The sequence below is a fragment of the Marinobacterium litorale DSM 23545 genome, assembly GCF_000428985.1.
Taxonomy (GTDB): domain Bacteria; phylum Pseudomonadota; class Gammaproteobacteria; order Pseudomonadales; family Balneatricaceae; genus Marinobacterium_D; species Marinobacterium_D litorale.
Map to the genome: position 1 here is coordinate 67,128 of NZ_AUAZ01000014.1, position 24,685 is coordinate 91,812.

The window sequence follows — 24,685 nt, forward strand, 5'->3', positions numbered from 1 at the left end:
AAAAGATAATCACCAACTATACAGGCAGGATCCCTAGCATGAAGAAAGCACTGGCGACGGTAACCCTGTCGGGTTCACTACCGGCAAAACTGGAAGCGGCGGCGAGTGCCGGTTTTCAGGGCATCGAGATTTTTGAAAATGACCTGATCCAGTTTGATGGGTCCCCGGCCGATGTGCGCCGCATGGCCAATGACCTGGGTCTCGAGATTATCGCTCTGCAACCTTTCCGTGATATGGAGGGGATGCCAGAACCGATGCGCAGTCAGAAGCTTTACTATATCCAGCGGAAGTTCGAGCTGATGCACGAGCTGGGCACTGACCGGCTGCTGATGTGCAGTAATGTCTCACCCCATGCCAGCAATGATCGCGCACGTTGTGCAGCGGATCTCCATGAGATTGCGGAAATGGCTGCTAAAGAGGGATTAAGAGTCGGCTACGAAGCGCTTGCCTGGGGGCGGTATATAGCCGATTACGAGGACGCCTGGGATCTGGTGAAGCGGGCTGATCATCCGAACCTGGGGATCAACCTGGATACGTTTCATATGTTTGCCCGCGGCAATACGCTGGACTGTCTGCGCAACGAGATTACGGTCGACAAGATCGCCCTGGTACAGGTGGCGGATGCACCGATCATGCAGATGGATGTCCTTCAATACAGCCGTCATTTCCGCTGTTTCCCGGGGCAGGGGGATCTGCCAGTTGTCGAGTTTGTTCAGTGCCTGAAGGATAAGGGGTTCGACGACTACCTCTCGCATGAAATATTCAACGACGAGTTCCGCTCCTCCTCGCCGAAAGAGAAGGCGATTGACGGAGTCCGCTCACTGATCTGGCTGGAGGAGCAGACCAGTAAGCAGCCGGATATGCCCGAGCCTCAGATTACCGATGTGGAGTTCGTCGAGTTCGCAGTGGAGGGGGATAGTGGCGAAGAGCTGATTACGCTGCTTGAGCGCCTTGGCTTTCGTGAAACCCATAAACACCGCTCAAAGAATGTCAGTCTCATGCGTCAGGGGGATATCAACCTGATCTTGAACCGCGAGCCGGAGAGTCTCGCGCACGAGCATTTCCAGCTACACGGTGTGTCCGTGTGCGCAGTGGCCCTGGCCACCGATGATCTGAAAGCGATGCTGGAGCGCGCCGATCGATACCATCTGAGCCGCTTTGCCAATCAGGCGGGCCCGGGTGAGCTCAATATCCCGGCGGTGCGGGGTGTGGGGGATAGCCTTGTTTACTTTGTTGAACGGGGCGGGAAGTTTCGGTTCTTTGATATCGACTTTGTGCCGGTCGCTGAACGGTACGAGGACATCGGCCTCACCCGTATCGATCATATGGGGCAATCGGTCGCCAATACCGACTTCCTGTCAGCGTCTTTCTTCTATAAGTCGCTGTTTGGTTTCACAATCGAGCCGAGCCAGGATCTGCCTGATATCTATGGGTTAGTAGTAAGCCGCACCGCTGAGAGCAGCAACGGGCGGGTTAGAATTCCAATCAATATGACTGAAGCACGGCAGGCTTCTCCGCAACGTTTTATTCAGCGCTCTCGCGGTTCAGGCTTTCAGCAGATCGCGTTTGAATGTGAGGATATATTTCGCGCGGCGGCTGGAGCGGGGCCAGAAAATCTGCTCGCGATACCGGATAACTACTACCGGGATATCGAGGCAAAGTTCGCACTGGATAGCGATTTTCTCGCTAAGTTGAGGGCGCATAATGTCCTCTATGATCGTAATGAGTCCGGCGGCGAATTCTTCCATTTTTACACCGTGGAAACACATGGTGTCTTTTTCGAGGTGGTGCAGCGTAAGGAAGGGTATAACCGCTACGGCGAGGCCAATGCGCATATCCGTTTCGCGGCGCAGGCCCGCCAGTATGAGTTGCAGGACGATTTCGAAGAGAATGATATCTGATCCGAAAAAAGCGGCTTCGGCCGCTTTCTTATTGGATCAAGCGAGATTGAATCCAGTCTCGTGCCTTTAGGGCGTGCTTGAGTGATTCTTCCGCTGACAGAGATAGATATTTGTCGTTATACACGTCGAAGACGAAATCGCCTCGATAGCCCTTGTTCAGGCAGTAAGCGACCAGGTCACTGATCGCAGCGCCATGGCTGCCCTCTCCCGGGTAGAGCCGGTAGTGACGGGCGATATCGATTTGATCCTCCACCAGCGGGACGGATGTCATGGCGAAGTCGGAAAGCTGTACCAAACTGATGGCCGACGCTGGAATCGGGTCCAGCGTGTCGGGACTTTGCATCTGAGCCAGTAACTGGTAGCTGTCGATCACCAGGCTCAGATTAGCGTTATCGGCTCGCTGAATCAGCTCCCAGGCGGTGGTGTAGTTATTGATACTGGGCGACCAGGAGAGCGGCTTTAAACCGATACGGATGCCCTTGGGCGTTGCCAAGGTTGCCAGCGTGCGCAGATCTGAAGCAACTTTTTCGGCGTCCAGCTTTACGTGGATTGACGTGGCCGGCGTGACAATCAGCAGTTTGCAGCCCAGTTTTGCCATGAGTTTCAGATGTGACTTGGCCAGCTCCATCTTGTAGGCCATGATGCGCCCCGAATGTCCGCCGAAGTCTTTCACCTCCTGCAGCGCGCTGATCTTGAGTCCGCTGGCTTTAAGGCGAGCGATGGCTCCGGAAACGCCCTCCGGATCTCCAGACAGATCCAGAGCACCGAGCTCGATGGCACCGAAGCCTGCGCTACGCACTGCAGCGAGTTTCTCTTCAAGCGAGCCGGTCAGGCTCAGAGTGCTGATCGAGAAGTTTGGGGTATCCATGGTGCGTTATCCTCAAGCCGGGTCGGCGCTGATGAACAGGGTTACCGCAAGATTTTCAAGCGGGGCCTCAATACGATATTTCGGTTGTCCCGCACCGGCTGGGCTCAGCCTGATACCACGCTCTGACAGACGTTCACGGGCCCTCTCCAGATCCGCGACGGTAAACACGAGGCTGCTGATCTGCTCGTCCTGTAGATCACTCTCCGGGTTGGTTTCCAGTGTCAGTTCAAGCGAGCGATCCAGTGTCAGCCGGTTTTCATGCGTTGGGGTAAAGCCGAACAGCTGCGTGTAATAGTCCGTCCAGGGCTGGATGCGCTCGGGCGACATACTCAGACCCACCGATGCCACACGTTCCAGAATACCCGCGTCGTTGGGGGCATCCTTGAGCGGTTTGAAATCGATATCATAGATGTTGATCCCGTCACCGTAGCGATCGACCAGATAGATCTGAGAGCCGCCGATCGATTCAATCGCGGGGATATTCAGCTCCATAGCCCCTGCCGAGGTTGCAGCTTCCCAGGCACCCCGGGCAAGCAGGCTCTGATACGTGCTGCTGGCGTTGCCGGTGCGCAGAGCCAATGCACAGACCGAGGCCCCCAAACTGTCTGCATACGCGCTGGCAAAGCTGTTCTCCGATGCGTTCACAACCAGATTAATCTCCCCCTGGCGGAACAGAGTCACCGCTTTGCTGCGATGATGGGCGATGGCAACGAACCCCAATGCCTCCAGAAACTCGGCAGTCGCTTGCGGACTGCGGGTGGCCAGCTCAATAAACTCGAGCCCGGCAAATGGGGGAGGGCTCTCACCACTGCTTTGCGCGAAATAATCCTCAGGCATGCCCGGTGTGCTCCTTGGTTATCATCTAAAAGACCTGCTCTTCCAGTATAGGAGAGCGGGGCCGACGGCATAGAACAACGGCTGATTAGTTCTATGATACGTCTGTAAATAGATAGTATCTACTTAAAGAGATACTATTTAATGGTAATTATAAGCTAAAAGCTTCGGTGTGATATCCTAAAGCGGATAATCTGATACGGCGGTAGTCCCCATGAGTTCACCAGACGCTAACAGCACTCTGACCCAGTTACGCAATGACATTCTGGATGGCTCAATTGAGCCTGCCTGCAAGCTGTCGATTGCGCAGCTTGGCGAACGTTACGCCGCCAGTGCGGCCCCGGTTCGAGAGGCGCTATCAAGTCTGGCGGCAGAGGGGTTGGTGATTCGTAAAGGGCAGCGTGGCTATTGGGCAGCGCCCATCTCCATAGAGGAGTTTGTCGATGTGGCGCGGCTGCGGGAGATGCTGGAGGTTGATGCGCTCCGGCAATCGATTGAGAATGGCGATCTGGACTGGGAAGCGGATATCGCGGGTGCCCGGCACCGGGAGCTTCAGGTCCGCCGGGCGGGGCGCGATAGCTATCGACACCATGCAGTGGAGATGATCAGAGAAAATCGGCGTTTTCATCTGGCCCTGATTGCCAGGTGCCCCTCTCGCTGGCAGCTACGGTTTATTTCGACACTCTATGACCAATCCGAGCGCTTCCGTTGCCTGGCCTTGATCAATCAAGTCGATCGGCCAACGGTTGCGGACGATCATGAGCTGATCGTGGAAGCGGCATTCAACCGGGATGCAGAATGGGCCTGTGCGCTGCTGAGAGAACATATTTCCCGCTCTAACCAGCGGGTGATCGAGACGCTCTTCCCCAACCGTTAATCACCCGGATTGAAAAAAGACAGAAAAACGCCCTGGGGGACAGGGCGTTAGAGGCGATTACGCAGACTTGCCGGCGGCGCGTCGAGCTTTGATCGACTTCCACAACGGCGTTTGCGAAACAATCAGCAAGATGACGCAGAGCGAAAGGATGATCGACACCGGGTTGGTGACCAGCTCTCCCATCAGTCCCATGGGGCTGTCACCCACCGAGATCATGGCGCGGCGGTAAGAGGTGTCCATCAAGGGACCGAGTATGACACCCAGTATGATGGGACCCACCTGGAAGCCTGCCATCTTCAGGAAGTAGCCAAACACGCCAAAGCCCAGCAGCCAGAAAATATCCGCGATGTTGTTGTTGATAGCGTAAGCGCCCACCACCGACAGGATAATAATCAGCGGCAGCAGCAGACCTTTAGGCATCTCCACCATCTTGGCGAATACCTTGATACCGGTCAGGCCGAAGATCAGCAGAAAGATGTTCGCCAACACCAGGTTACCGACGGTGAACCAGAATAGATGCGGCGTTTCCAGCATCAGCATGGGGCCGGGGTTCAGGCCGTGAATATAGAGCGCGCCGATAAAGACCGCCGTAACCGCATCACCGGGCATACCCAATGTCAGCATCGGGATATAAGCACCCCCTACGGCAGCATTGTTTGCAGATTCCGGCGCAACCAGGCCTTCATAAGCACCTTTACCAAACGGCTTGGACGGGTTTTTCACTGAACGCTTGGCGTGGTCATAAGCCATCAGCGACGCAATATCGCCACCGGTACCGGGCAGGGCGCCGATGAAAACACCGATGGCTGAGGTGCGGATAGAGAGCGGAATATACTTTTTGACCACATCCCAGGAAGGAATGATCTTCGATACATCCTGCTTTATTGGTTTCAGACCGATATGGTGCAGTTGATAGAGCGCTTCGGAAACGCCGAAGAAGCCGATCATTGCGACCACATAGGGGATACCGCCAAGCAGCATTACGGTATCGAAGGTAAAGCGACCCTCCGCGGTCATCGGGTCCATGCCGACCATCCCGATACAGGCGCCGAGGGCCGCACAGAAAATACCCTTAGCCAGTGATTCGCCGGACAGGGAGCTGACCAGTAGCAGCCCAAGGAGTGCAAGCAGCAGGTAATCACGGGGGGCAAACATTAACGCCACATCGGAAACCACCGGTGCAGCCATTGCCAATACAGCGATGCCGACAAAACCCCCAATGACCGAAACCACGGTGGTGATGCCGATCGCCTGGCCCGCCAAGCCCTGTTTGGCCAGCGGAAAGCCATCAAACGAGGTGGCAATCGCTGAAGGAGCACCCGGGATGTTAAGCAGGATCGCGGAGCGCGATCCGCCGTATACACCTCCGATGTACACACCAACCATCAGCGCCAGGGCATCGTTAACATCCCAGGAGAAGGTGAAAGAGATAAGAATAGATACCGCCATGGTCACGGAAAGACCGGGTATCGCGCCCACATAGATACCGGCCAGTGTCCCCAGAGCGGTCAATGCCAGCAGAGAGGGGTCCAGCCAGGCCATCGTGAAGTAACCAAACATGGATTCAGCCATAAAATGTGCCTCCTTCAACCGGGCTCAGGGCAGGATGACCTGAAACAGGTAATGGAACACTCCGTAGATAGCACCTACGGAAACCAGGGCGATGATGATCGACTTAACAGGGCCTGCACCGCCCAGGAAAATAAAGCCGGCGATAAGAAACAGCAGGGTGCTGATCAAAAAGCCCAAAGGTTGCAGGATCAGCATATAGATGACGATCAGAGCCGTGAACAGGATGATGCGCAGTGGCACGAGTTCGGCGAGGACTTCGAAGAACCCCATGCCGTGGCCTTCGGTTTTACGTGCGATTCTAAGGTTGTCGATTACCAGGTACAGCATCGAGAGGCACATCAATGTGGCCGCACCGATGGGGAATGCCCCGGCGCTGCTGAGTCCGGAAAAGCCGGAGATGCGGTAGGCCTGATAGAGTACGAATAGGCTGAAAGCCAGTAACAGCCAGCTGGTGACGATTTCACCCGGATGGAGTTTGCGTATGAACTTCATAGCGTGTCCCGGTCGTTATTTTAGTACTTATAGGAGTTGGACCGTCAGTCTTTACCAGACGGCCACGCCTGTTAAAAAACAGAACTATGTTCTGGTATTGAATAATATTCCTATGTTGGCGTCAAGACGAAGGGGCTGATTGTTGATCCCTTGAGGGTCAATATTTCAGCTTTAACGTAGTAGGAAGGGGTTAGACGGCGTCGTTAAGTGCCAGGGTTTCCAGGTATTCAACCAGTTCGAGGTTGGCTTCGAGCTCTTTCGCTGTGGCTTGAAGTGCGGGCAGGAGCTGTTCCATACGCGCTTCAGTCAGGCGCGCAGTGGGGCCGCCAATACTGAGCACGGCAACGATCTTGCCGCTGCTTGGGCCGGTAATGCCAACAGTGATGGCGGACATGCCGGGTGACGACATGTTGATGACTTTACCAAAACCGCGTTTGCGGGTCGCTTTGAGATGTTCCAGTACGTCCGCGAAGCTGCTTGGGCAAGCGGGGCCGTGGGTTGAAGGATCAATAGGGCCTTGGGCAGCGATCAGGCGGATCGCCTCGTCGTCGCTGAAACTGGCCAACCAGACAAAGGCTGTAGCCGTGCAGTAAAGCGGCGCGTCGCCGCCGGATTCCGGATCGTATTTCAGGGCACTGGTTGCGCCCTGCGCCTTGACCATGAAAACCGGCCGACCTCGATCAATAATCGCCAGTCGCACGAGCTCCTGACAGTGTGCTGCCAGCGCGTCGATCTGGGGCTGGGTCGCATCAATCAAGCCGCAGCTGGCCAGATGCTGGATCCCCATATCGGCCATCCGGTGAGTCAGTCGGTATTGCCCACTGGTTTCATCCTGAATGACGTAGCCAAGCTTGTTCATCTCCCCGAGAATGCGGTGAACGCCGCTTTTGGGCATATCGATAGTATCGGCTATCAGTTGGAGGCCCACGCCGCGAGGCGTTTGCGCCAGCAGTTCAAAGATGCCCAGTGCACGTGAGAGTAAGCTTGCTGCCATAGTATTTCCGTTGGGTTTTTTAAGAGTATTTGGCCTGATTTATGCCCGGCTCGCAACACTCGCCAGTGTAGGGTAGGCGGCCCGGAAATGAAAACCGCGCCATAAGGCGCGGTTTTCGCTGTGCATCTCCCTTACGGGCGTGGAATACCCAGCTCTTCCGGCGATACCTTGGCGGCACCACCGTCTTGCAGCAGCCAGGTTGTCACTGACTGCCAGCGGTTGAGCCACTGGGTGGCTTCTTCGCCGCTGAGGTTTACCTCGATAGCGCCGAAGTTGCTGAGGAAGTTCTGAAATTCCGGCTCTTTAACCGCTTTAGAGAAGGCTTCTGAGAGTTTCTGCTTCACATCATCCGGGGCATCCTTCTTGACGAACACGCCGTAGAAAGGCCCCCAGGGCAGGTACTGCTTAAATTCCGGCAGCACATCGGTGATCAGCTGGGTGTTCTCAAAGCCTTCAATCTGCTCAGTGGACAGAACAGCCAGTGCTTTGGCGCGGCCTGCACGAATATTTTCACGGGCGGCGGACAGACCAACCGGCATGAAGTCAACGTGACCGCCGAGAAGCGCGGTTACACCGGGGCCTGTACCGTCGAACGGGATGCTTTTGACGTCAAAGTCGGTGACGCCCTGAATCATGTTATCGACAACAAAGGACAGACCGCCAGGTCCGGTTGAACCCATTTTAACTTCGTTAGGATTGGCCTGAACGTATTCCAGCAGCTCGCTCATGGTATCCCAGGGCGCATCTTTGTGCGTGAGGATAACAGGAACGTTACGGGCCAGTACGTTGACGGGGTAAAAATCGCTGTAGCTGAGGTCGGACAGCCCCATTACTCCGTAGAGCTGCGGGTTTTCAGCACCGAACAACAGGGTATAACCATCGGCAGGACGGCTGTTCACGTAGGTTGTAGCGATTACGCCGGTACCGCCCGGGCGGTTGACCAGTACAATCTCTTTACCCAGGTGCTTCTCGGCCAGCTTGCTGACTGTGCGAGTCACTGTGTCGGTTGAACCACCGGCACCCCACTGGATGATGCCGTGGATATTTTTCTCCGGATACTCTGCAAAAGCACCGGTGGTAGCCATCAGGGCGGCGGCGGCGAGACCGAAGATCGATTTCCGGTTCATCAGTTGCGTCCTCTGTTTTTAATTATTGAGTTTGATCGCTGGATCATTAAAGCGTTTAGTTTTGTTAAACGCAATACTTTTATGGAACAAAGTTCCGGTTTTTGTGCGATGACGTGTCTCACGCCTTGGGTAAGCCTGGAATCAGGCCCAGAGGGGTATCGCAGTAACCCCGTCTGTCAGGAGGGTCGGTCCGGTGACGTAGGCCGCTTCCGAACTGACCGGTACCACATACCTTCATGGCTTTACGCCTGGCCGAAATGATCGGCGAAAAAGGCCTTGGTCGCAGCTAACGCGGCCTTCGCTCGGGTCGGCGAGTCACCCAGGCTGGCGTTGGGGACCTCGACACAGATCGGCAGATCCTCCGGCAGGCGTGAGAATATTTCTTTCAGAGGGATGCCGCCGCTGCCGGGAAGCAGACGTTCCTCGCGGGCGGCGCGGATGATCTCCGCTTCGGTGGCCGGTTTTTCCGCCGGGGCATCACAGATCTGAGCATAGTGCAGCTGGCTTAGCGGCACGCGTTCAATATCGTCAACCAGGCTGTTGGAACGATCGAAGTGAATCGCATCGATCAGAACACCCGCGTTGGGGCGGTTGATCGCGGCTAGGATATCGATCGCCGAGCTCAGGTCCTTCACTTGAGTCCAGGGCATGAACTCCAGGTTGGGTTTCAGGTTATAGGGAGCCGCCGCATCGCAGAAGGCGGCAAAGTTTTCGCTGAAGCGCGGGATGTTCGGGTCATCCGCGGCCACCAGAATGCACTTCGCGCCGAGCTCGGCCCCGGTATCGAAAAACTGGCTGTAGCCCGCCGGGTTGAACTGTTTGTTGATCCGAACGATCTCCAGGTCGAACACCTCTATGCCGGTATCCCGCATCCGGGCAACAGTTTCTTTTAGCAGCGCCCTGTCTTCCATCAGCGGGTGATAGATACCACCAGGGGTGGCTGGCTCCAGGCGCAGGCCCACGGCGTTGTATCCGATATCGGCAGCGATACTGACGATCTCAGGCGCTTGCAGATCCAGCACGGTGAGAGGACCAAGGGCAAAGGGGTGTGAGTGGGCCATAACGGTCTCCGATAAAAATGCAGCTCAGGCAGGACGCTTCCTGCCAGGCTGCAAAAGGCGAACTTATTTAAGCGGTGATACAGGGGTCGGTGTGGCGACGGTGGATTTCATATCCAGCTCCAGCCAGTCCGGACCGCCCACCGGTGGCCAGGCACCCGCTTTAACGGAATCCATACGGGCCTTGGTGCGCTCTTCCAGAGAGCTGTAGGGCCAGATGTGGGTAATGCGCTGGCTGCCATCCACCGCGTACATGGCGATGGTGAGGGGGGAAAATTCGCTGCGCTTAGGTACTGCTTTCTCCCAGGCATCAATGGTCGGCTCCAGGCCGCCCTGCTTGAGTTGATAGGTCCGGATCTCATAGATCGGACCTTCTTCGGCGGGAGTGACGGCGGGCATGAACGGGAAGGGCGCGTAACTCTCCAGTGACATATTGGTCATAAACTCAGCGCAGCCGAACGGGTTGCTGCTGCGACGTACATTCTCACGCTCGGCCTCCAGATCCTCGGCGCTGTCGAAGCCACGGAAAATGATCAGCTGGTTGAGCTGGCCAATATCGGAGAACCAGCAGCCCAGCAGCGTGCCTTTGCTCTCGGGGGAATCGGTGTACGCCTTTACCGCGTCAGCGGCTTTGGCTGTGGTTCCCATATAGATAGTCAGCGTGGCGATTTCATAGCGCTTCATCGTTATGCTCCTCGGGTAATGTGGTCGATCGCGTTTGATTGGCGGCATGGTTTGCCGCGATGTAGCCGAAGGTCATCCCGGGACCGAGATTGATTCCCCCAGCGGGGTAACTGCCCCCCATGATGCTGGCCATATCGGTTCCAGCTGCGTACAACCCGGGGATAACCTCACCCCTGCTATCCAGCACACGGGCATGCTGGTCGGTGCGCAGTCCCATAAAGGTGCCCAGGCTGCCCTGCTCAATTTGCACGGCATACAACGGGCCCTTCTCTATGGGGCGTACACAGGGGTTGGGTTGATTGGTTGCATCACCGGAGATTCGGTTATAGGGCGTACTGCCCCGCCCGAAGGCCGGGTCCTCACCCTGTCTGGCGGCGCGGTTGTACTCTGCCAGCGTTTGTTCCAGCCCGGCCGCATCAATGCCGCAGGCGTGGGCAAGCTCGGTCGCGTTCCGGCCCCGCTTTAGATAGCCGGAACGCAAATGGTGGCGATAAGGCAGCGGGAAAGGACGGACATTGCCAAGGCCAAACCGGCGCATGAATGCGTGATCGCAGATCAGCCAGGAGATGGAGGGCTGGCCCGCGTCGGTGGCCGATAGTTGAGCGGTGGTGTAGTCGTAGTAGCAGTTGGCTTCGTTGACGAATCGCTTGCCGTTACTGAGAACACCAATCACACCGGGTTTGGCTCGCTCCAGCAGGTGAGGGAAGTGAACGGTCTCGCCGTCGGCTTTTCTCACAATAGATACGGGCGCGTACGCCGCGGGTGCCATCAGCTCCGTGTTGATCGATGCGCCGATCTCTTCACCCAGGCGCAAGCCATCACCGGTGTTGGTTTTGGGTGCCGCCGAGTAGTGCTCAAAGCCGTTGGGGCAGTGAGGCATCAATTGCTTGATCCGCTCCGCATCATGGGGGAAGCCGCCACAGGCGAGGACGACACCGCTGCGAACAATAATTGACTGGGTGCCGCCCTGTTCGGAGTCGGTTACAACTTCGGCAACCCGCCCACTGAAATCACGCACCAGCTTTTTGGCACCGGTGGAGACCCGAATCTCGACGCCCAGATCCAGTGCTGATTTAGCAAGCCGTGCAACCAGTGCATTGCCCGCTACCAGCTGCATGCCCCGGCCCCGCGTCAGCAGGTCCCACAGGTGGCGTGTTACCCGCTTGGTGACATACCAGCTGGATTTCGGTGAACGCATGACATTAAGAAAGTGGGCCAGGTCCTGCCCTGACGCGATACCCATACCCAGAAAGCTAATCTCGGCCAGCGGCGAGCGCAGATGGTCCATCTGCTTGCCCAGGGCGCGACCATCGAAAGGCTCGGCGGTCACGCTACGGCCACCGGTGCCGGCGTGCTCCACCCAGCCGTGAAAATCCGGAATGGCATTGCCGGGTACGAACTGGAGGCTGGTGTTGTCATGGAAAAAGCGAACCATCTCCGGGACGGCATCAAGAAAGGCGTTTACGCGAGGCGCATCGAAGTATTTACCCAGATCATTTTCCAGATACCTGCTAACCACCTCCTTTGATTCGACGATGCCGGCTTCTACCGCAAAATGGTTGCGCGGCGCCCAAAGCCAGCCCCCGGACCACGCAGAGGTGCCGCCGAATACAGGTTCCTTTTCGATCACGATCACCTTTTGGCCCAACCAGGCGGCGCGGACGGCGGCTGCCAGCCCTGATGCGCCGGAGCCGACCACGAGAAGATCGCATTCTATTGATGGGGTGCTCATCGGTTTCTGCTCTTTCTTGTTTTGGCAGCGGCTGTAGGCCGCTAGTCGAGCCCGGTGACTCGGATTTGCCCTTATCGATGGTTGAAAGATAACACCCTTCAAAATAGATTTAAACAAAAAACTTGAACAGAGTTCTGTTTTGGATCATGATTCATTCCATCGCGAGAACGGATCCTGTTCAGGATTCGGTGCATTCATGCCGCGCTCCCCTCAACAATAAGCAAGCGTTCCGGAGATCAACGATGACAATCACCGATGCAACTATTCAGAAATTGAGCATTCAGCTGGATGGCACCACCCAGGTCATCCCGATCGTGGGTTCGCCCATCGCTCAGGTGAAATCTCCGGCCGGTATGACCGAGTCGCTGCAGAGCAACGGTTGTAATGCCATAGTGGTGCCGACCCATGTACTGCCGGAAAACTGTGCTGAATATTTCGCCATGGCGCGCAAGATGCCCAATATCGGCGGCTTTCTGATCACCGTGCCGCACAAAATTTCGGCGGTTGAGGCCTGTGATGAAGTGTCCGAGCGTTCCAAGTTGCTGGGCGCCGTGAACTGCATACGCCGTCGTGAAGATAGCTCTTTTTATGGCGACATGTTTGATGGCGCTGCATATGTGGAAGCGTTACGCCAAAACGGATGTGCGCTTGAGGGCAAGAAAGTACTGCAGGTCGGTGCCGGTGGTGCTGGTATAGCAATAGCCCATGCGCTGTTGGAAAGCGGTGTGGCTGAGCTGAAGCTGTTCGAGTTGGATAAAGCGCGGCTTGATTCGCTAAAAAGCCGCCTGTCTCAGTGGGCCGACCGCATCACGACAGCTGAAGAGGCCGACCCCACCGGTATGGATGTAGTCATCAATGCGACCCCTTGCGGTATGAGAGAGTCGGATCCTATTCCCGTCAAAGTGGAAAACCTTACCGCCGACATGTTCGTCGGTGACGTGATCACCAAACCACTGGTGACTCCATTGCTGGAAACGGCCCGCTCTCTGGGTTGTGGCACCCAGACAGGCGCTGACATGTTCCGTGCAGTTCAGCATCTGATGACCGAGTTTCTGTTGGAAAAGGGCGCAGTCTGAACGGTAAGCGACGCGGCCAACCGACTCTGGAGCCAAATTCAACAAGGGGTAATTACATGTCCGCTAATGCAAAGACTTTCCTCCGTGATATGGAGAAAAACGCGCAATACGACGTGGTGGTGCTTGGGGCCGGTGCAGCCGGAATGGCCGCTGCCCTGTTTGCTGCGCTGGAGGGAAGTAAAGTTCTACTGGTAGAGAGCACGCCCTATGTCGGCGGTACCTCAGCCCTATCCGGCGGAACCACCTGGGTGCCAATGACCCAGTACGCCCAGCCAGGCGAAGATAGCTATGAGAACCTCAGCAAATTTCTCGACAACGCTGTGGGCGATTGTGCGCCCAAAAGCATGCGGGAGGCCTTTTTCCAGGCCGGCCCCGAAGCGATTAAGATCCTGACAGAAAACACGGATGTGGCGTTTCGTAAGTGTCCGTTCCATCCCGATTACATGGCGGACCTGGAAGGTGCAACCAGTCATGGCCGGGCGCTGGAGCCGCTGCCCTTTGTTACCCGTCATCTGGGCAAACATCTTAAACTGCTTCGCCCGCCGATTCCGGAGTTCACGGTTCTTGGTGGCATGATGATCAACCGGGAAGATATCGGTCATCTGCTGAATCGGTTCAAGTCGCCCAAGTCGTTTATCTACACCGTCCGTTTGGTGTTGAACTACGTCTGGGACCGTATTCGTTATGGGGCGCCGGCACGAAGCGTGATGGGCCATGCGCTGATCGCCCGCATGCTGTCATCGGCGATCAAACTCGGTGTTGATATCACCGTCGATACCGAAGCGACCGATCTGGAGCCGCTGGGAGAGGGGCGCAACAGGCTGACTCTCAAGCAGGGGCCGATCAGTCGCCATGTCGAGGTGAAAGGCGGTGTCATACTGGCCGGTGGTGGTTTTGGCCGTGATCCGTTTAAACGTGCCGCACTGTTACCGGCGGGAATGCCGCTTTACTCACCCACTGCGCCGGGCTGTACAGGCAGCGCTCACCGTCTGGTCGAGAAGCTGGGTGCCACCTATGGTTCGGCGGACGATCAGCCCGCTTTCTGGGCACCATGCTCAATTCGCCGCCGTAACGATGAGTCACTGGCTGTGTTCCCGCACTTCGTATTCGACCGGGCTAAGCCAGGCACGGTATGCGTTGATCAGGAGGGGAATCGCTTTGTTAACGAGTCGCTTTCTTACCATGAGTTTGGCAAAGCGATGCTTAACAGCGGCGGCAAAGCCAATCCCGCTTACATCGTTACCGATGCCCGTGCCATCGCCAAGTATGGCCTGGGTCAGGTGCGTCTCGGCGGCGATAAGCTGGCGCCTTATCTCCGCGACGGTTATCTGGTTGAAGGGAAAACCCTGGACGAACTGGCGCAGAAGCTGGGGCTTAACCCAAGTAATCTGAAGGCCAGCGTAGAGCAGATCAATCGAGCAGCACAAACCGGTATTGATGAACGCTTCCATCGGGGGGAAACCGTTTATCAGCGTGCAAATGGTGATCCCGAACATAAGCCGAATCCGTGCCTTGGGGAGCTTAGTGAGGGGCCTTTCTACGCAATCGAGCTTTATCCAGCCGATATCGGCACATCGAAAGGTTTGCTATCGGATGAGAATGCCCAGCTGGTAACCGCAGACGGTGAGGTTATCGATGGTATTTATGCAGCGGGTAACGATTTGAATTCGATCATGGGCGGTCGCTACCCGGGTCCGGGTATCACGATCGGGCCGGGTATCGTATTTGGCTATCTGGCCGCACGTCATGCCGTCGCGCGCAGCCGTGGCACCGTGACCAAGGAACGCAGGTCTGCCGTGGAGTAAACCACGGCGAAACACCCTGGTGCCGGAGCAGGCCCTCTCCGGTGGTTGTTGTTCGTCGTGTTCATGCGACGGCGAGCAGATGCATTGGGTACGTCCGGTTGGGCGTACCCTTTTTTATTGGCAGAGGATAACTCTGCAGCGGCTCAGGATTTGGCGTGGCGAAGGTATTCGGAGAGCTGGCTCAGCTCACTCAAGCGTTTGGCTGTAGCCTGGAGCGGTTCAAGGTAGGCGTTGATTTCGGCCTCGCCAAGGCGTGCTGTCGGGGCCCCAATAACCAGTGAACCGATAATCCGATCGCCGTTCTTGTCATATAGCGGAACGGCCAGTGCAGCCATTCCCGGGGAGGACATGTCGGCCACGTAGCAGTAGCCGCGTTCGCGGGTTTGCGCAAGGTAGGGCGGTATATCACTCAGTTTTTTGGGTACGTTGGGGCCACGCAGACTGGTGTCCAGCGGGCCTGCCGCCTCAATCCGGTCGAGCGCTTCCTGATCGTCGAAAGCCGTGAGCCAGGCGAACGCTGTGGCGGTGCAATACAGTGGCACTGGCTCAAACGGCGAGGGGTCGTATCTCAGTCCTGCCCGCATACCCTGGGCCATGGCGACAAAGTTGAGGCCGCTTTCGTCAGCCACAGCCAGGCGAACCAGCTCGCCACATTGACTCGCCAAGGTTTCCAGGTGGGGTTGGGCGACGTCGGTAATACCCTTGTCGGCTTGATAGCGCAATGCCATGGCCGAGAGTTTGGTGGTTAGCACATAGCAATCATTATGTGGGTTTAACGCCACGTATCCATAATGGTTAAGCTCGTTAAGCAGGCGTTGAGCGCCTGCTTTAGGCATCGGCAGCTGATCGGAAACCTGCTTCAGCGTTAACCCAAGCGGTTGATTGGCGAGCAATTCAAGCGCACCCAGTGCACGCTGAAGCAAGCTGGTGGCCATTTAAACCCCGTAGTTTTCAAAAATGGAACGACGTTCATTATTGGGCCCGAATGGGGTTCGATTTGCAAGTCCTAAGCGCGGTCGCGGCTGTCCCTGAATGCGCTCGGTGCCACCCCGGTGCGCCGTTTAAAGAAACGGGAGAAATAGGCCGGGTCGGAGAACCCCAGATCATATGCGATCAACGAAACGGGTACCGATGAGTAAATCAGCATACGTTGAGCTTCCAGCGTAATCCGGTCATGCAGCAGCTCGCTGATATTTTTGTCGGCAACGGCGGCACAGGCGCGGTTCAGTGAGGTGGTCGTGGTATGCAGCTTCTCGGCATAGAAAGTGGCAGGCTGGTGCTCGCGGTAGTGCTGCTCTACCAGTTGAGTCAGCTCGCGATAGAGTCGCTCGTAATGATCTTCGTCACGGCCTCTATGGCTGGCGTGGATGCGGCGGCCCACTTTCAATAGCAACGTATACAGCAGCCATTCGAACATCTGCTTGCGCCCGGTGCGTCCCTCCCGGTATTCCTGGTTCAGCTGATCGATCACCTGCTCGATAAAAGCCGTGTCTTCGGGGTGATCGCCCAGCGGCACAACCTGAGCTGTACGCAGCATCTCTTCGCCGAACGGGAAGTCTCGCTGGAACTGGTCATCCAGCAATACCAGCTGGGATACGGTAATCACCGAGCCATTGGTATTCTCCCGGCCAAACTCGAATCCGTGCACCACCGACTGTGGAATGGTGATAACACAGGGGGCATGTTCAATCCGCTCCTCACCATCGATATGAATACGTACCTGCCCGGTCCTGACGTAGATCAGCTGGTACATGCGTGGATGCGTGTGGATGTTGATGGTCCAGTCAAACAGGCGGGCGCGACTCTTGATATCCTCGATATGGATAAACTCAGGGTCGTCCGGTGACTGCGCTTCGCTATAGAGCGCGTAGTTGGAAATGCCCCGGGAGGAGCGTTTGACGGGAGAGCTGTTGTTCATTGTTATGCTCCCAGAAAAGCGAGGAGCCGGGTGGTTTGCCCGGCCCCTGTCGAGCGGTCTAGAGCAGGCCCAGAGCCAGTGAAGGGAAGGCGATAATCAGGGCGAGGCGCACTATATCGGACATTACAAACGGCATAACGCCCTTGTAGATGGAACCGATAGAGATATCGGGCGCGAACGCCTTTATCACGAATACGTTCATACCCACGGGCGGGGTAATCAGTCCGAGCTCTACGGTAATAACCGCAACGATACCGAACCAGATCGGGTCGAAACCGGCGGCTTCAACCAGCGGGTAGACAACCGGTACGGTCAACAGCAGCATGGCGATACTGTCCATCACACAGCCCAGCAGCATGAACAGGACCAATACGCAGATCAGGATCATGAACGGCGTCAGATTCAGCCCGTCGACGAAGCTGACCAGCTCGAACGAAATCCGCGACACGCTCAGGAAGTAACCGAAGATCTCCGCACCGATAATCATGAAGAAGATCATCGCTGAGGTGGTCAGGGTTTCCTGAATCGAATCGCGGAACTCCACCATATTCATGCCGCGGAAAATAGCGATCACCAGCGTGGCAAACGCGCCAATGGCTGCCGCTTCAGTGGGTGTGAAAATACCGGTGTAGATACCGCCGATGATAATGGCAAACACCCCGGAGAAGGGGATCAACCCTTTAAGACCGACCAGCTTCTCCTTGAAGCTGGTCGCATCGCCCGGGGTCGCCAGTTCCGGCTTGATCTTGACCAGAACGCTGATGGTTACACAGTACAGTACCAGGCCCAGGATGCCGGGAATCAGACCGGCAATAAACATATCACCGACAGACTGCTCGGTAATCAGGGCGTAGAGCAGCAGGGCGATGGAGGGCGGAATCATAATGCCCAGCGTGCCGCCGGCGGCCAATGTACCTGTCGCCAGAGAGTCGGCGTAACCGTGCTTTTTCATCTCGGGCAATGCAACGCGGGACATGCTGGCCGCCGTCGCCACGGATGAGCCGGAAATCGCGGAAAAAATGCCGCAGGAGAGGATCGCCGCCAGCGAGATACCGCCGCGCCAGGAGCCAAACAGCGTACGAGCCCCGCTAAACAGCTGGTCCGACATTTTAGCCCGTGATGCGAAGACACCCATCATGATAAACATCGGAATCGGGCTGAAACTATAGTTGGAAAGCGTCTCGAAAGGGCCGCCTTCAAGGATGGCCATGGCTGGATCAAAAGCGATAATCCAGGTGAAGCCGATAAAACCGATGGCCGCCATCGATAGCGCAATGGGTGCGCGCAGGGCCATCATGACCAGCATCAGCAGGATGCAGGTCAAACCGATCATGGCTGAACTCATGCGTTAAACCCCATAGCCGTAAAGAGACGCTGTTTTGCCACCAGCAGGGCGCGAATAGCCAGCATGGCTGTGCCAAAGACCGTGGCGGCATAGATGTAATTCATCGGAATCAACAGGTCCTGAGTGGTTTCGCCGGTCATGACAGAGGCGTGAATCGCTTCATAAAAGCGGACGCTCATACCGGTTGCCAGGAGCGTGTAACCCAGAAAGTAGATTGACTCCAGGAACGATTTCTTGCGCTCGCTGAGTCGTTCGGTAAACAGGTCAACCACTACTTGGGAGCGGTCGACGCAGTAGGGTAGTGCAAACAGGATCGTGAACAGCAGACCGAACTTGACGATCTCGATCCCACCCACAAAGGTGAGATCGACCCCGCCGTCTGTCACACCGAAGACAAAGCGAGTGGTGACGTCCAGAAGGACCGTCACCATCATCGTCACGATCAGCAGTCCGCTCAGCTGCATCATGTAATACGCTACAGCATCTACCAGACGTGCGATTGGTTTCATGTGTTACTCCGGAAGACAGACTTACTGGCAGAGTTTGGCCAGTTCAAGGGTGCGCGCGTAAACGTCGCGAGCCGGCAGTCCCTTGTCTTCAAGCTCCTGAAGGTAGTTTTCGGTCGCAGCAGCCACCACCGGTTTCCACGCTTCGTTTTCAACACCGCCTTCGATGGTCAGGATCTCATGACCGGCAGCAACAGCGTCCTTACGGCCTTCACCATCCTGTGCATCGAACACCATACCGGCCTTGTTGGCCCAGAGCATGCCGGAGTTGTCATCGATGACCTTCTGCAGGTCAGCCGGCATGGAGTCATAGGTACGCTTGTTCATGGTCACGACGAAAGACAGGCTGTAGAGGCCGATTTCCGTGTGCTTGGTCGCCAGCTCATTCAGACGGAATGACTTCTGACCTTCCCAGGGCAGGGATACGCCATCGATCACGCCACGCTGCATGGACTGGTAGGATTCCGGTGCAGGCATGCCGACTGGCTGTGCTTCAACTTCTTCGAGGATCTTGGCGACCACTGAGGTCGGGCGGCGGATACGCAGGCCTGCCAGATCGGACGGCTCTTTAACCAGGGTTTCCTTGGTGTGGATATGGCCCTGGCCGTGGGTGAACATGAACAGCGGGTGGGTTTCTTCGTACTCGCCGCTGGTCAGTCCTTCGTCATACATCTTCTGAATCACGCAGGAACCCTGCTGTGCATCGGTGACGATACCCGGCAGCTCCACAATCTGGGTCAGCGGGAAACGGTTAGCGGTGTATCCCTGCACGGTGGCGACGACGTCAGCGATGCCGTTGGCAGCCGCGTCATACAGTGCCGGCGGCTTGGCCAGGGTAGACGAGGGGTACATCTCCACTTCAATTCGCCCGTTGGAGTCCGCTTTCACCTTCTCTGCCCACGCGATGAAGACCTCTTTATGAGGCGCTGCAACCGGGGGGAAGAAGCTGGCAAAGCGCAGGTTAAAGTCGGCGGCCTGTGCGGCTGTTGTAACGCTGGTGGCCGTAGCGGCGATCGCTGCGGACAGAGCGGCTGTTTTAAGCATCTTTTTCATTGTGTTCGCCTCGTGTCGTTATCGTTTTTGCTTTTATTGTCGTGGGTCGGTCGTTGTTATCGGAGCGGTTGGGCTCCGGGTAAGGTTTGCGGGCCTTGCTTATGGAGTCGCCCTTTAATCAGGCGAACTCCTCGGTATCAATTTCTTGTTGTTGCACGGCGCTGTAACGGGGGCCATGCACGGTATTCTGGTTGATAATCGCGTCCAGACGCTGAACCGTGGCTGTATCCAGTTTGACCGGATCGGCGCCCAGATTTTCTTCCATATGGGAGATCAGTCGCGTGCCCGGTATCGGGATGATGTGATCGCCTTTGGACTTGACCCAGGCCAGTGCCAGCTGAGCGGGGGTGCAGCCAACGGCTTCTGCGACATTCAGATACTCATCGAGCAGCGCCAGGTTCCGGGTGTAGTTCTCTGCATTGAACCGCGGCATATTGTTGCGGATATCCTTGGGCTCCAGCGTGGATACATCACGCAGGCCGTTGGTCAGAAATCCGCGTGCCAGGGGGCTGAAGGCCACAAAGGCGATGCCGTTATCGCGGCAGAAGTCCAGTACCGCAATTTCGGCATTGCGGGACCAGAGGGAGTACTCGGTTTGAAGTGCGGCGATGGGATGCTCGTTCTGAGCCCGGCCCAACGTCTTGGCTGATACTTCGGACAGGCCGACGGCTCCAATCTTGCCTTCACGGACCAGATCACCCAGTGCACCCACACTTTCTTCAATCGGCACATTGGGATCGAGACGGTGCAGGTAGTAGAGGTCGATGAATTCGGTCTGCAGACGGCGCAGGCTCGCTTCACACTGGGCCTTGATTGTTTCCGGACGGCCGTCGATCTCTTTTTTGCCGCTTTCCTGGCCGATCGCCATACCGCATTTGCTGGCCAGGAAAAGGGAGTTACGCTTGCTGCTGAGCGCCTTGCCAACCAGAGTCTCGTTCTTGCCACCACCGTACAGGGTTGCGGTATCGAAATGGCGATAACCCATATCGAACGCTGCGTGCAGTGCCTGAATCGCTTCCTCTTCGGCCAGCGGCACGTTATAGGCGTGTGACAGGTTCATGCACCCCAGGCCGATGCCCGGGTTGGCGAAGTATTGGTTGAGAGCGCTTGCCATCTGAAAAGACCTCTTGTCGCGTTTCTTCCGTTACGAATGCCTGAGAGTAAAGGTGAGCCGACCCGGGGGGAGGGTCGGCTCATGCGTGCGCGGCTTAGCTGTTAGCTTCCAGGCACTGCTCCAGGCGGTTCAGGGTCTCCATAGCCGGCAAACACTGAGCAACGCTGGAATTCGGTTCGCGGCCTTCTTTAACGGCGGCGATAAACTCACGGTCCTGTAGCTCGATGCCGTTGTTGGATACAGCAACACCGGTCAGATCAACCGGGTTTTCGTTGCCATCGACCAGGTCGTCATAACGGGCGATGTAGGTGCCGTTATCGCAGATGTAACGGAAGAAGGTGCCGAAAGGACCTTCGTTGTTGAACGACAGGGACAGGGTGCAGATCGCGCCATTGGGCACTTTCATGCCGATGCTCATGTCCATGGCGATACCCAGGTCCGGGTGGTGCGGGCCTTCCAGCGCCTGGACTTTCTCAGCGGTTTCACCGGTCTGGTACTGGAACAGGTCGACGGTGTGGCAGGCGTGGTGCCACAGCAGGTGGTCGGTCCAGGAGCGCGGTTGACCCTTGGCATTGGTGTTGGTACGGCGGAAGAAGTAGGTCTGCACATCCATCTGCTGAACTTTCAGCTCACCGGCTTTGATCTTGTTGTGAATCCACTGGTGGCTGGGGTTGAAGCGACGGGTGTGGCCGGCCATGGCAACCAGGCCGGTTTTCTTCTGGACTTCAACCAGCTTGCGCGCATCTTCGATGTTGTCGGCCATCGGGATTTCGACCATGACATGCTTGCCGGCTTCCAGGCACTGGATCGCCTGAGAGGCGTGCATCTGAGTCGGAGTTGCCAGAATGACACCGTCCACATCGTCACGGGCCAGCGCTTCAGCCAGGTCGGTGCAGTAATGGCCGACGCCACGCTCTTCGGCAAACTGACGGATCACATCGATCTTGGTACCGACAACAGAAGTGACTTCAGCGCCTTCGATCTGGGCGATAGCGTCCATGTGCTTCATACCGAACGCGCCGGAAGCGCCTGCTACACAAAGTCTCATTCTCTCTCTCCTGAATTGGTCGATTCTCTAATACTTATAGGCGAGGTGATTTTCGCCCTGTTTCAGCCGCTGCGTGATCTGTCCAAGTTCCGGTTGGAGACGGGCAGATGCACTGCTTTGGGCCGAGCGTATTTCTTTTAGTGCATTCAATGTAGCACCGGGTTGTGAAGTTGGATAATTGAAAAACCCCTTGGGGTATTCAATTTTTGAAAAAGCGTTTTTTATTTCTCAGAGGTCGGCATAGTTTTGTGCCGCATCTCTAAGCATATCGAGGAACGCTTTTTGAGTCGGGGTGGCCTGCCAGTTGCGCCGTAAAGTGATACCGATAGGCCGTCGGGTGTGGCTTAGGGCGTAGGGCAGCACTCGCAGCAATCCCAGCGCACGTTCATGTTCGATCTGGTGGCTTGAGATCAAGGTGAGCCTGTCGCTGCCCAAAAGCAGTTCGCGAATAAGTATTTGCGAACTGGTCTCCACAAGGCGGGTCGGTGTGGCGATGCCGTGGTCGGTAAAAAGGGTATCAAAGAATGCGCGAGTGGGTGTCCCGAGGCGGGGAACCACCCAGGGGTAGGCTGCGAGGGTTTCCAGATCGAGCTCTTTCGCATACTCAAGCGGATGGCCGCGGCGTGCAACGACGGCCAGGGGTGGTGCCAGCAGCTCCTCCTGAATGATGTCATCCGTGGGCGGTGGAAAACGAAGAGCACCGATCAAAAAATCCAAGTCGCCATGGCGCAGGTGGTGGAGGAGGTCGTTATAGGGGGCATCGACAATGTTAAGGCCGATGTCCGGGTGCTCCGCTGAGAAGCGGTTGATGACATCCGGCAGTAAAGAGGTTCGCGCCAGGGGCATGCTGCCCAGAACGATTTTGCCCACTTCACGAAACTGCAGTGCGCTGATCTCGTAGTAGCCCTGATGAATCTCGGAAAAGCCCAGTTTGGCGGCTCGGGCCAGCGCTTTGGCGGCCTTGGTGGTGTTGATGCCGGTGCTGGTTTTCTCAAACAGGCGGACCTCCAGCAACTGTTCCAGCTCACGGGCGGCGCGATGCAGTGACGATTGGGATACCCCCAGATTGCGGCTGGCGATGCTGAAGTTTTGCGCCTCTGTGACCGCGATCAGCGCCCTCAGTTGGGTGGTGGTTAAAAGGGGCAGAATGTTGGTCTGGGCAGCCTGGCCGCGAGCCGCGCTGTTGCGCAGCGCATCCCGTGTTCCCTGTTCGATATAGTCCATGCAGCGCCGGATTCGGTTGTACCAGACCTGGCCCGCGCTATTGGGGTACATGCCGTCAGACTGACGGTCAAACAGGCCGGTTCCCAGCAGCTTTTCCAGCTTCGCGATGGCCTGCGTGATGGCCGGCTGAGACAAAAACACCCGGGGAGCCGCCTGGCTGATGCTCTTGCACTGAGCCACTTCTAAAAATACCCGCAGGTGACGCAGGTTGGGGATCACCAGTTCCATAAAAAGCCCTGTTTAAGATCGCTGGAATATAAGTGCTATATCAAAATCTAATAGGGTTTCGGTCAAAATGAAATAGCCATTGCACCGGGTGACGTCAATACTGTACTCACACTTAAAAGCTGACCCGCCTCCGCAGGGGGTGCAGCGCGCTCGCGCTCGCAAGCTTAACCGTCAACACGTGTATTCAGTATTAAGAGAGTCCCACGATGATTATCGACTGCCATGGCCACTACACAACAACTCCGCCGCAGGTCGGTGAGTACCGCGAGCAACAGAAAGCTGCGGTTGCCAAGGATCCGAACTATGTCGGTGAAAAAGGCTCCATCGTTATCAGCGATGATGAAATCCGCGAATCGATCGAGAACAACCAGCTCAAGCTGCAACAGGAGCGCGGTACCGATCTGACCATCTTCTCACCGCGTGCCAGCTGGATGGGGCACCATATCGGGAACGAGCACACCAGCCGTTTCTGGACCGAACAGCAGAACGACCTGATCCGCCGCGTATGTGATCTGTTCCCGAACAACTTTGTTCCTGTGGCTCAGCTGCCCCAGTCACCGGGTGTAGATCCGGCCAAGTCGGTTCCGGAAATTATCCGCACCGTGGAAGAGATGGGCTTTATCGGTATCAACCTGAACCCGGACCCCAGCGGTGGTCACTGGAACGGCTCCTCCCTGGCTGATCGTTCGTTCTACCCGATCTATGAAAAAATGGTCGAGTACGATATCCCGGCCATGGTTCACGTCAGCGCGGCTTGCAACGACTGCTTCCACACCACCGGTTCTCACTATCTGGGTGCGGATACCACCGGCTTCCAGCAGCTGATGATGTCCGATGTATTCACCGACTTCCCGGAACTTAAGATCATCATCCCGCACGGCGGTGGCGCTGTTCCTTACCACTGGGGCCGTTTCCGTGGGCTGGCGCTGGACCGCGGCTTTGATCTGGAAGAAAAAGTTCTGAACAACATCTACTTCGACACCTGCGTTTACCACCAACGCGGTATCGATCTGCTGCTCGATATCATCCCGACCAAGAACATTCTGTTCGCCTCCGAAATGATCGGTGCGGTACGCGGTATCGACCCGGAAACCGGTCACTACTTCGATGACACCAAGCGCTACATCGACAACAACACCGTGCTGAGCGCCGAGCAGAAAGCAGACATCTTCGAGCACAACACCCGTCGTGTATTCAGCCGTCTGAAAGTCTGATCCCGGTATCGAGAA

The 24,685-nt window shown here is 56.5% G+C and carries 22 protein-coding genes and 1 pseudogene; 5 read left to right on the forward strand and 18 right to left on the reverse strand.

Annotation, left to right across the window (positions count from 1 at the left end; translation table 11 throughout):
• Positions 1-38: 38 nt before the first annotated feature.
• On the forward strand, positions 39-1,901 hold the full coding sequence (locus G403_RS0111545) for a bifunctional sugar phosphate isomerase/epimerase/4-hydroxyphenylpyruvate dioxygenase family protein (protein WP_027854138.1): 1,863 nt from the start codon (positions 39-41) through the stop codon (positions 1,899-1,901).
• A gap of 28 nt (positions 1,902-1,929) precedes the next feature.
• On the opposite strand, the gene G403_RS23070 is transcribed toward G403_RS0111545, so the two are convergent.
• The 3 genes and pseudogenes from G403_RS23070 to G403_RS25875 form a co-directional block, all read right to left on the reverse strand.
• The gene (locus G403_RS23070; RefSeq protein WP_036233561.1) at positions 1,930-2,769 is read right to left on the reverse strand and encodes a sugar phosphate isomerase/epimerase family protein; all 840 of its coding nucleotides are present in this window, start codon (positions 2,767-2,769) and stop codon (positions 1,930-1,932) included.
• A 12-nt stretch (positions 2,770-2,781) separates the two neighbouring features.
• On the reverse strand, positions 2,782-3,096 hold the full coding sequence (locus tag G403_RS25870; protein ID WP_425411707.1) for a VOC family protein: 315 nt from the start codon (positions 3,094-3,096) through the stop codon (positions 2,782-2,784).
• 75 nt (positions 3,097-3,171) lie between these two features.
• Positions 3,172-3,606: pseudogene (locus G403_RS25875) on the reverse strand (VOC family protein); the annotation flags it as partial.
• Positions 3,607-3,817: 211 nt separating this feature from the next.
• Between G403_RS25875 and G403_RS0111560 the strand changes: the two are divergent.
• Complete coding sequence (locus tag G403_RS0111560; RefSeq protein ID WP_027854139.1) at positions 3,818-4,480, forward strand: GntR family transcriptional regulator; 663 nt, start codon at positions 3,818-3,820, stop codon at positions 4,478-4,480.
• Positions 4,481-4,537: 57 nt separating this feature from the next.
• On the opposite strand, the gene G403_RS0111565 is transcribed toward G403_RS0111560, so the two are convergent.
• The 7 genes from G403_RS0111565 to G403_RS23080 all read right to left on the reverse strand — a co-directional run bounded on the left by G403_RS0111565 (position 4,538) and on the right by G403_RS23080 (position 12,139).
• A complete protein-coding gene (locus G403_RS0111565; RefSeq protein ID WP_027854140.1) occupies positions 4,538-6,052 on the reverse strand; it encodes a tripartite tricarboxylate transporter permease in 1,515 nt (504 codons plus the stop codon).
• A 24-nt stretch (positions 6,053-6,076) separates the two neighbouring features.
• Complete coding sequence (locus G403_RS0111570) at positions 6,077-6,544, reverse strand: tripartite tricarboxylate transporter TctB family protein (RefSeq protein ID WP_027854141.1); 468 nt, start codon at positions 6,542-6,544, stop codon at positions 6,077-6,079.
• A gap of 190 nt (positions 6,545-6,734) precedes the next feature.
• Complete coding sequence (locus tag G403_RS0111575) at positions 6,735-7,538, reverse strand: IclR family transcriptional regulator (RefSeq protein ID WP_027854142.1); 804 nt, start codon at positions 7,536-7,538, stop codon at positions 6,735-6,737.
• 131 nt (positions 7,539-7,669) lie between these two features.
• The gene (locus tag G403_RS0111580; RefSeq protein ID WP_027854143.1) at positions 7,670-8,665 is read right to left on the reverse strand and encodes a tripartite tricarboxylate transporter substrate binding protein; all 996 of its coding nucleotides are present in this window, start codon (positions 8,663-8,665) and stop codon (positions 7,670-7,672) included.
• A 242-nt stretch (positions 8,666-8,907) separates the two neighbouring features.
• On the reverse strand, positions 8,908-9,726 hold the full coding sequence (locus G403_RS0111585; protein ID WP_027854144.1) for a sugar phosphate isomerase/epimerase family protein: 819 nt from the start codon (positions 9,724-9,726) through the stop codon (positions 8,908-8,910).
• Between the two features lie 63 nt (positions 9,727-9,789).
• A complete protein-coding gene (locus G403_RS0111590) occupies positions 9,790-10,407 on the reverse strand; it encodes an NIPSNAP family protein (protein ID WP_027854145.1) in 618 nt (205 codons plus the stop codon).
• Positions 10,394-12,139, reverse strand: a complete 1,746-nt coding sequence (locus G403_RS23080) for an FAD-dependent oxidoreductase (RefSeq protein WP_036233564.1) — start codon at positions 12,137-12,139, stop codon at positions 10,394-10,396. Before G403_RS23080 ends, G403_RS0111590 begins: the two co-directional genes overlap by 14 nt.
• A gap of 242 nt (positions 12,140-12,381) precedes the next feature.
• On the opposite strand from G403_RS23080, the gene G403_RS0111600 reads away from it, so the two are divergent.
• The gene (locus G403_RS0111600) at positions 12,382-13,215 is read left to right on the forward strand and encodes a shikimate dehydrogenase family protein (protein ID WP_027854146.1); all 834 of its coding nucleotides are present in this window, start codon (positions 12,382-12,384) and stop codon (positions 13,213-13,215) included.
• 56 nt (positions 13,216-13,271) lie between these two features.
• Entirely contained in the window at positions 13,272-15,020 is a 1,749-nt protein-coding gene (locus G403_RS0111605) for an FAD-dependent oxidoreductase (protein ID WP_027854147.1), read from the forward strand.
• A gap of 143 nt (positions 15,021-15,163) precedes the next feature.
• On the opposite strand, the gene G403_RS0111610 is transcribed toward G403_RS0111605, so the two are convergent.
• The 8 genes from G403_RS0111610 to G403_RS0111645 form a co-directional block, all read right to left on the reverse strand.
• Positions 15,164-15,955, reverse strand: a complete 792-nt coding sequence (locus G403_RS0111610; protein ID WP_027854148.1) for an IclR family transcriptional regulator — start codon at positions 15,953-15,955, stop codon at positions 15,164-15,166.
• A gap of 71 nt (positions 15,956-16,026) precedes the next feature.
• Positions 16,027-16,938, reverse strand: coding sequence for a helix-turn-helix domain-containing protein (locus G403_RS23085; RefSeq protein WP_051298911.1), 912 nt, complete (start codon positions 16,936-16,938; stop codon positions 16,027-16,029).
• Positions 16,939-16,996: 58 nt separating this feature from the next.
• Positions 16,997-18,283, reverse strand: coding sequence for a TRAP transporter large permease (locus G403_RS0111620; protein WP_027854149.1), 1,287 nt, complete (start codon positions 18,281-18,283; stop codon positions 16,997-16,999).
• Positions 18,280-18,792: a TRAP transporter small permease gene (locus G403_RS23090; protein ID WP_036233567.1), complete on the reverse strand. Its 513-nt coding sequence runs from the start codon at positions 18,790-18,792 to the stop codon at positions 18,280-18,282. Before G403_RS23090 ends, G403_RS0111620 begins: the two co-directional genes overlap by 4 nt.
• Before the next feature lie 21 nt (positions 18,793-18,813).
• On the reverse strand, positions 18,814-19,842 hold the full coding sequence (locus G403_RS0111630) for a TRAP transporter substrate-binding protein (RefSeq protein ID WP_027854150.1): 1,029 nt from the start codon (positions 19,840-19,842) through the stop codon (positions 18,814-18,816).
• Positions 19,843-19,960: 118 nt separating this feature from the next.
• A complete protein-coding gene (locus G403_RS0111635) occupies positions 19,961-20,956 on the reverse strand; it encodes an aldo/keto reductase (RefSeq protein WP_027854151.1) in 996 nt (331 codons plus the stop codon).
• Between the two features lie 94 nt (positions 20,957-21,050).
• Positions 21,051-22,004, reverse strand: coding sequence for a Gfo/Idh/MocA family oxidoreductase (locus tag G403_RS0111640; protein WP_027854152.1), 954 nt, complete (start codon positions 22,002-22,004; stop codon positions 21,051-21,053).
• 228 nt (positions 22,005-22,232) lie between these two features.
• A complete protein-coding gene (locus G403_RS0111645) occupies positions 22,233-23,456 on the reverse strand; it encodes a LysR family transcriptional regulator (protein ID WP_027854153.1) in 1,224 nt (407 codons plus the stop codon).
• A 206-nt stretch (positions 23,457-23,662) separates the two neighbouring features.
• Between G403_RS0111645 and G403_RS0111650 the strand changes: the two genes are divergently transcribed.
• A complete protein-coding gene (locus G403_RS0111650) occupies positions 23,663-24,670 on the forward strand; it encodes an amidohydrolase family protein (protein WP_027854154.1) in 1,008 nt (335 codons plus the stop codon).
• Positions 24,671-24,685 lie beyond the last annotated feature (15 nt).

Bases quoted from the DNA above. Each gene is read 5' to 3' on its own strand.
- G403_RS0111545 (WP_027854138.1), top strand. From the start codon at position 39: ATGAAGAAAGCACTGGCGACGGTAACCCTGTCGGGTTCACTACCGGCA.
- G403_RS23070 (WP_036233561.1), bottom strand. From the start codon at position 2,769: ATGGATACCCCAAACTTCTCGATCAGCACTCTGAGCCTGACCGGCTCG.
- G403_RS25870 (WP_425411707.1), bottom strand. From the start codon at position 3,096: ATGTCGCCCGAGCGCATCCAGCCCTGGACGGACTATTACACGCAGCTG.
- G403_RS0111560 (WP_027854139.1), top strand. From the start codon at position 3,818: ATGAGTTCACCAGACGCTAACAGCACTCTGACCCAGTTACGCAATGAC.
- G403_RS0111565 (WP_027854140.1), bottom strand. From the start codon at position 6,052: ATGGCTGAATCCATGTTTGGTTACTTCACGATGGCCTGGCTGGACCCC.
- G403_RS0111570 (WP_027854141.1), bottom strand. From the start codon at position 6,544: ATGAAGTTCATACGCAAACTCCATCCGGGTGAAATCGTCACCAGCTGG.
- G403_RS0111575 (WP_027854142.1), bottom strand. From the start codon at position 7,538: ATGGCAGCAAGCTTACTCTCACGTGCACTGGGCATCTTTGAACTGCTG.
- G403_RS0111580 (WP_027854143.1), bottom strand. From the start codon at position 8,665: ATGAACCGGAAATCGATCTTCGGTCTCGCCGCCGCCGCCCTGATGGCT.
- G403_RS0111585 (WP_027854144.1), bottom strand. From the start codon at position 9,726: ATGGCCCACTCACACCCCTTTGCCCTTGGTCCTCTCACCGTGCTGGAT.
- G403_RS0111590 (WP_027854145.1), bottom strand. From the start codon at position 10,407: ATGAAGCGCTATGAAATCGCCACGCTGACTATCTATATGGGAACCACA.
- G403_RS23080 (WP_036233564.1), bottom strand. From the start codon at position 12,139: ATGAGCACCCCATCAATAGAATGCGATCTTCTCGTGGTCGGCTCCGGC.
- G403_RS0111600 (WP_027854146.1), top strand. From the start codon at position 12,382: ATGACAATCACCGATGCAACTATTCAGAAATTGAGCATTCAGCTGGAT.
- G403_RS0111605 (WP_027854147.1), top strand. From the start codon at position 13,272: ATGTCCGCTAATGCAAAGACTTTCCTCCGTGATATGGAGAAAAACGCG.
- G403_RS0111610 (WP_027854148.1), bottom strand. From the start codon at position 15,955: ATGGCCACCAGCTTGCTTCAGCGTGCACTGGGTGCGCTTGAATTGCTC.
- G403_RS23085 (WP_051298911.1), bottom strand. From the start codon at position 16,938: ATGAACAACAGCTCTCCCGTCAAACGCTCCTCCCGGGGCATTTCCAAC.
- G403_RS0111620 (WP_027854149.1), bottom strand. From the start codon at position 18,283: ATGAGTTCAGCCATGATCGGTTTGACCTGCATCCTGCTGATGCTGGTC.
- G403_RS23090 (WP_036233567.1), bottom strand. From the start codon at position 18,792: ATGAAACCAATCGCACGTCTGGTAGATGCTGTAGCGTATTACATGATG.
- G403_RS0111630 (WP_027854150.1), bottom strand. From the start codon at position 19,842: ATGAAAAAGATGCTTAAAACAGCCGCTCTGTCCGCAGCGATCGCCGCT.
- G403_RS0111635 (WP_027854151.1), bottom strand. From the start codon at position 20,956: ATGGCAAGCGCTCTCAACCAATACTTCGCCAACCCGGGCATCGGCCTG.
- G403_RS0111640 (WP_027854152.1), bottom strand. From the start codon at position 22,004: ATGAGACTTTGTGTAGCAGGCGCTTCCGGCGCGTTCGGTATGAAGCAC.
- G403_RS0111645 (WP_027854153.1), bottom strand. From the start codon at position 23,456: ATGGAACTGGTGATCCCCAACCTGCGTCACCTGCGGGTATTTTTAGAA.
- G403_RS0111650 (WP_027854154.1), top strand. From the start codon at position 23,663: ATGATTATCGACTGCCATGGCCACTACACAACAACTCCGCCGCAGGTC.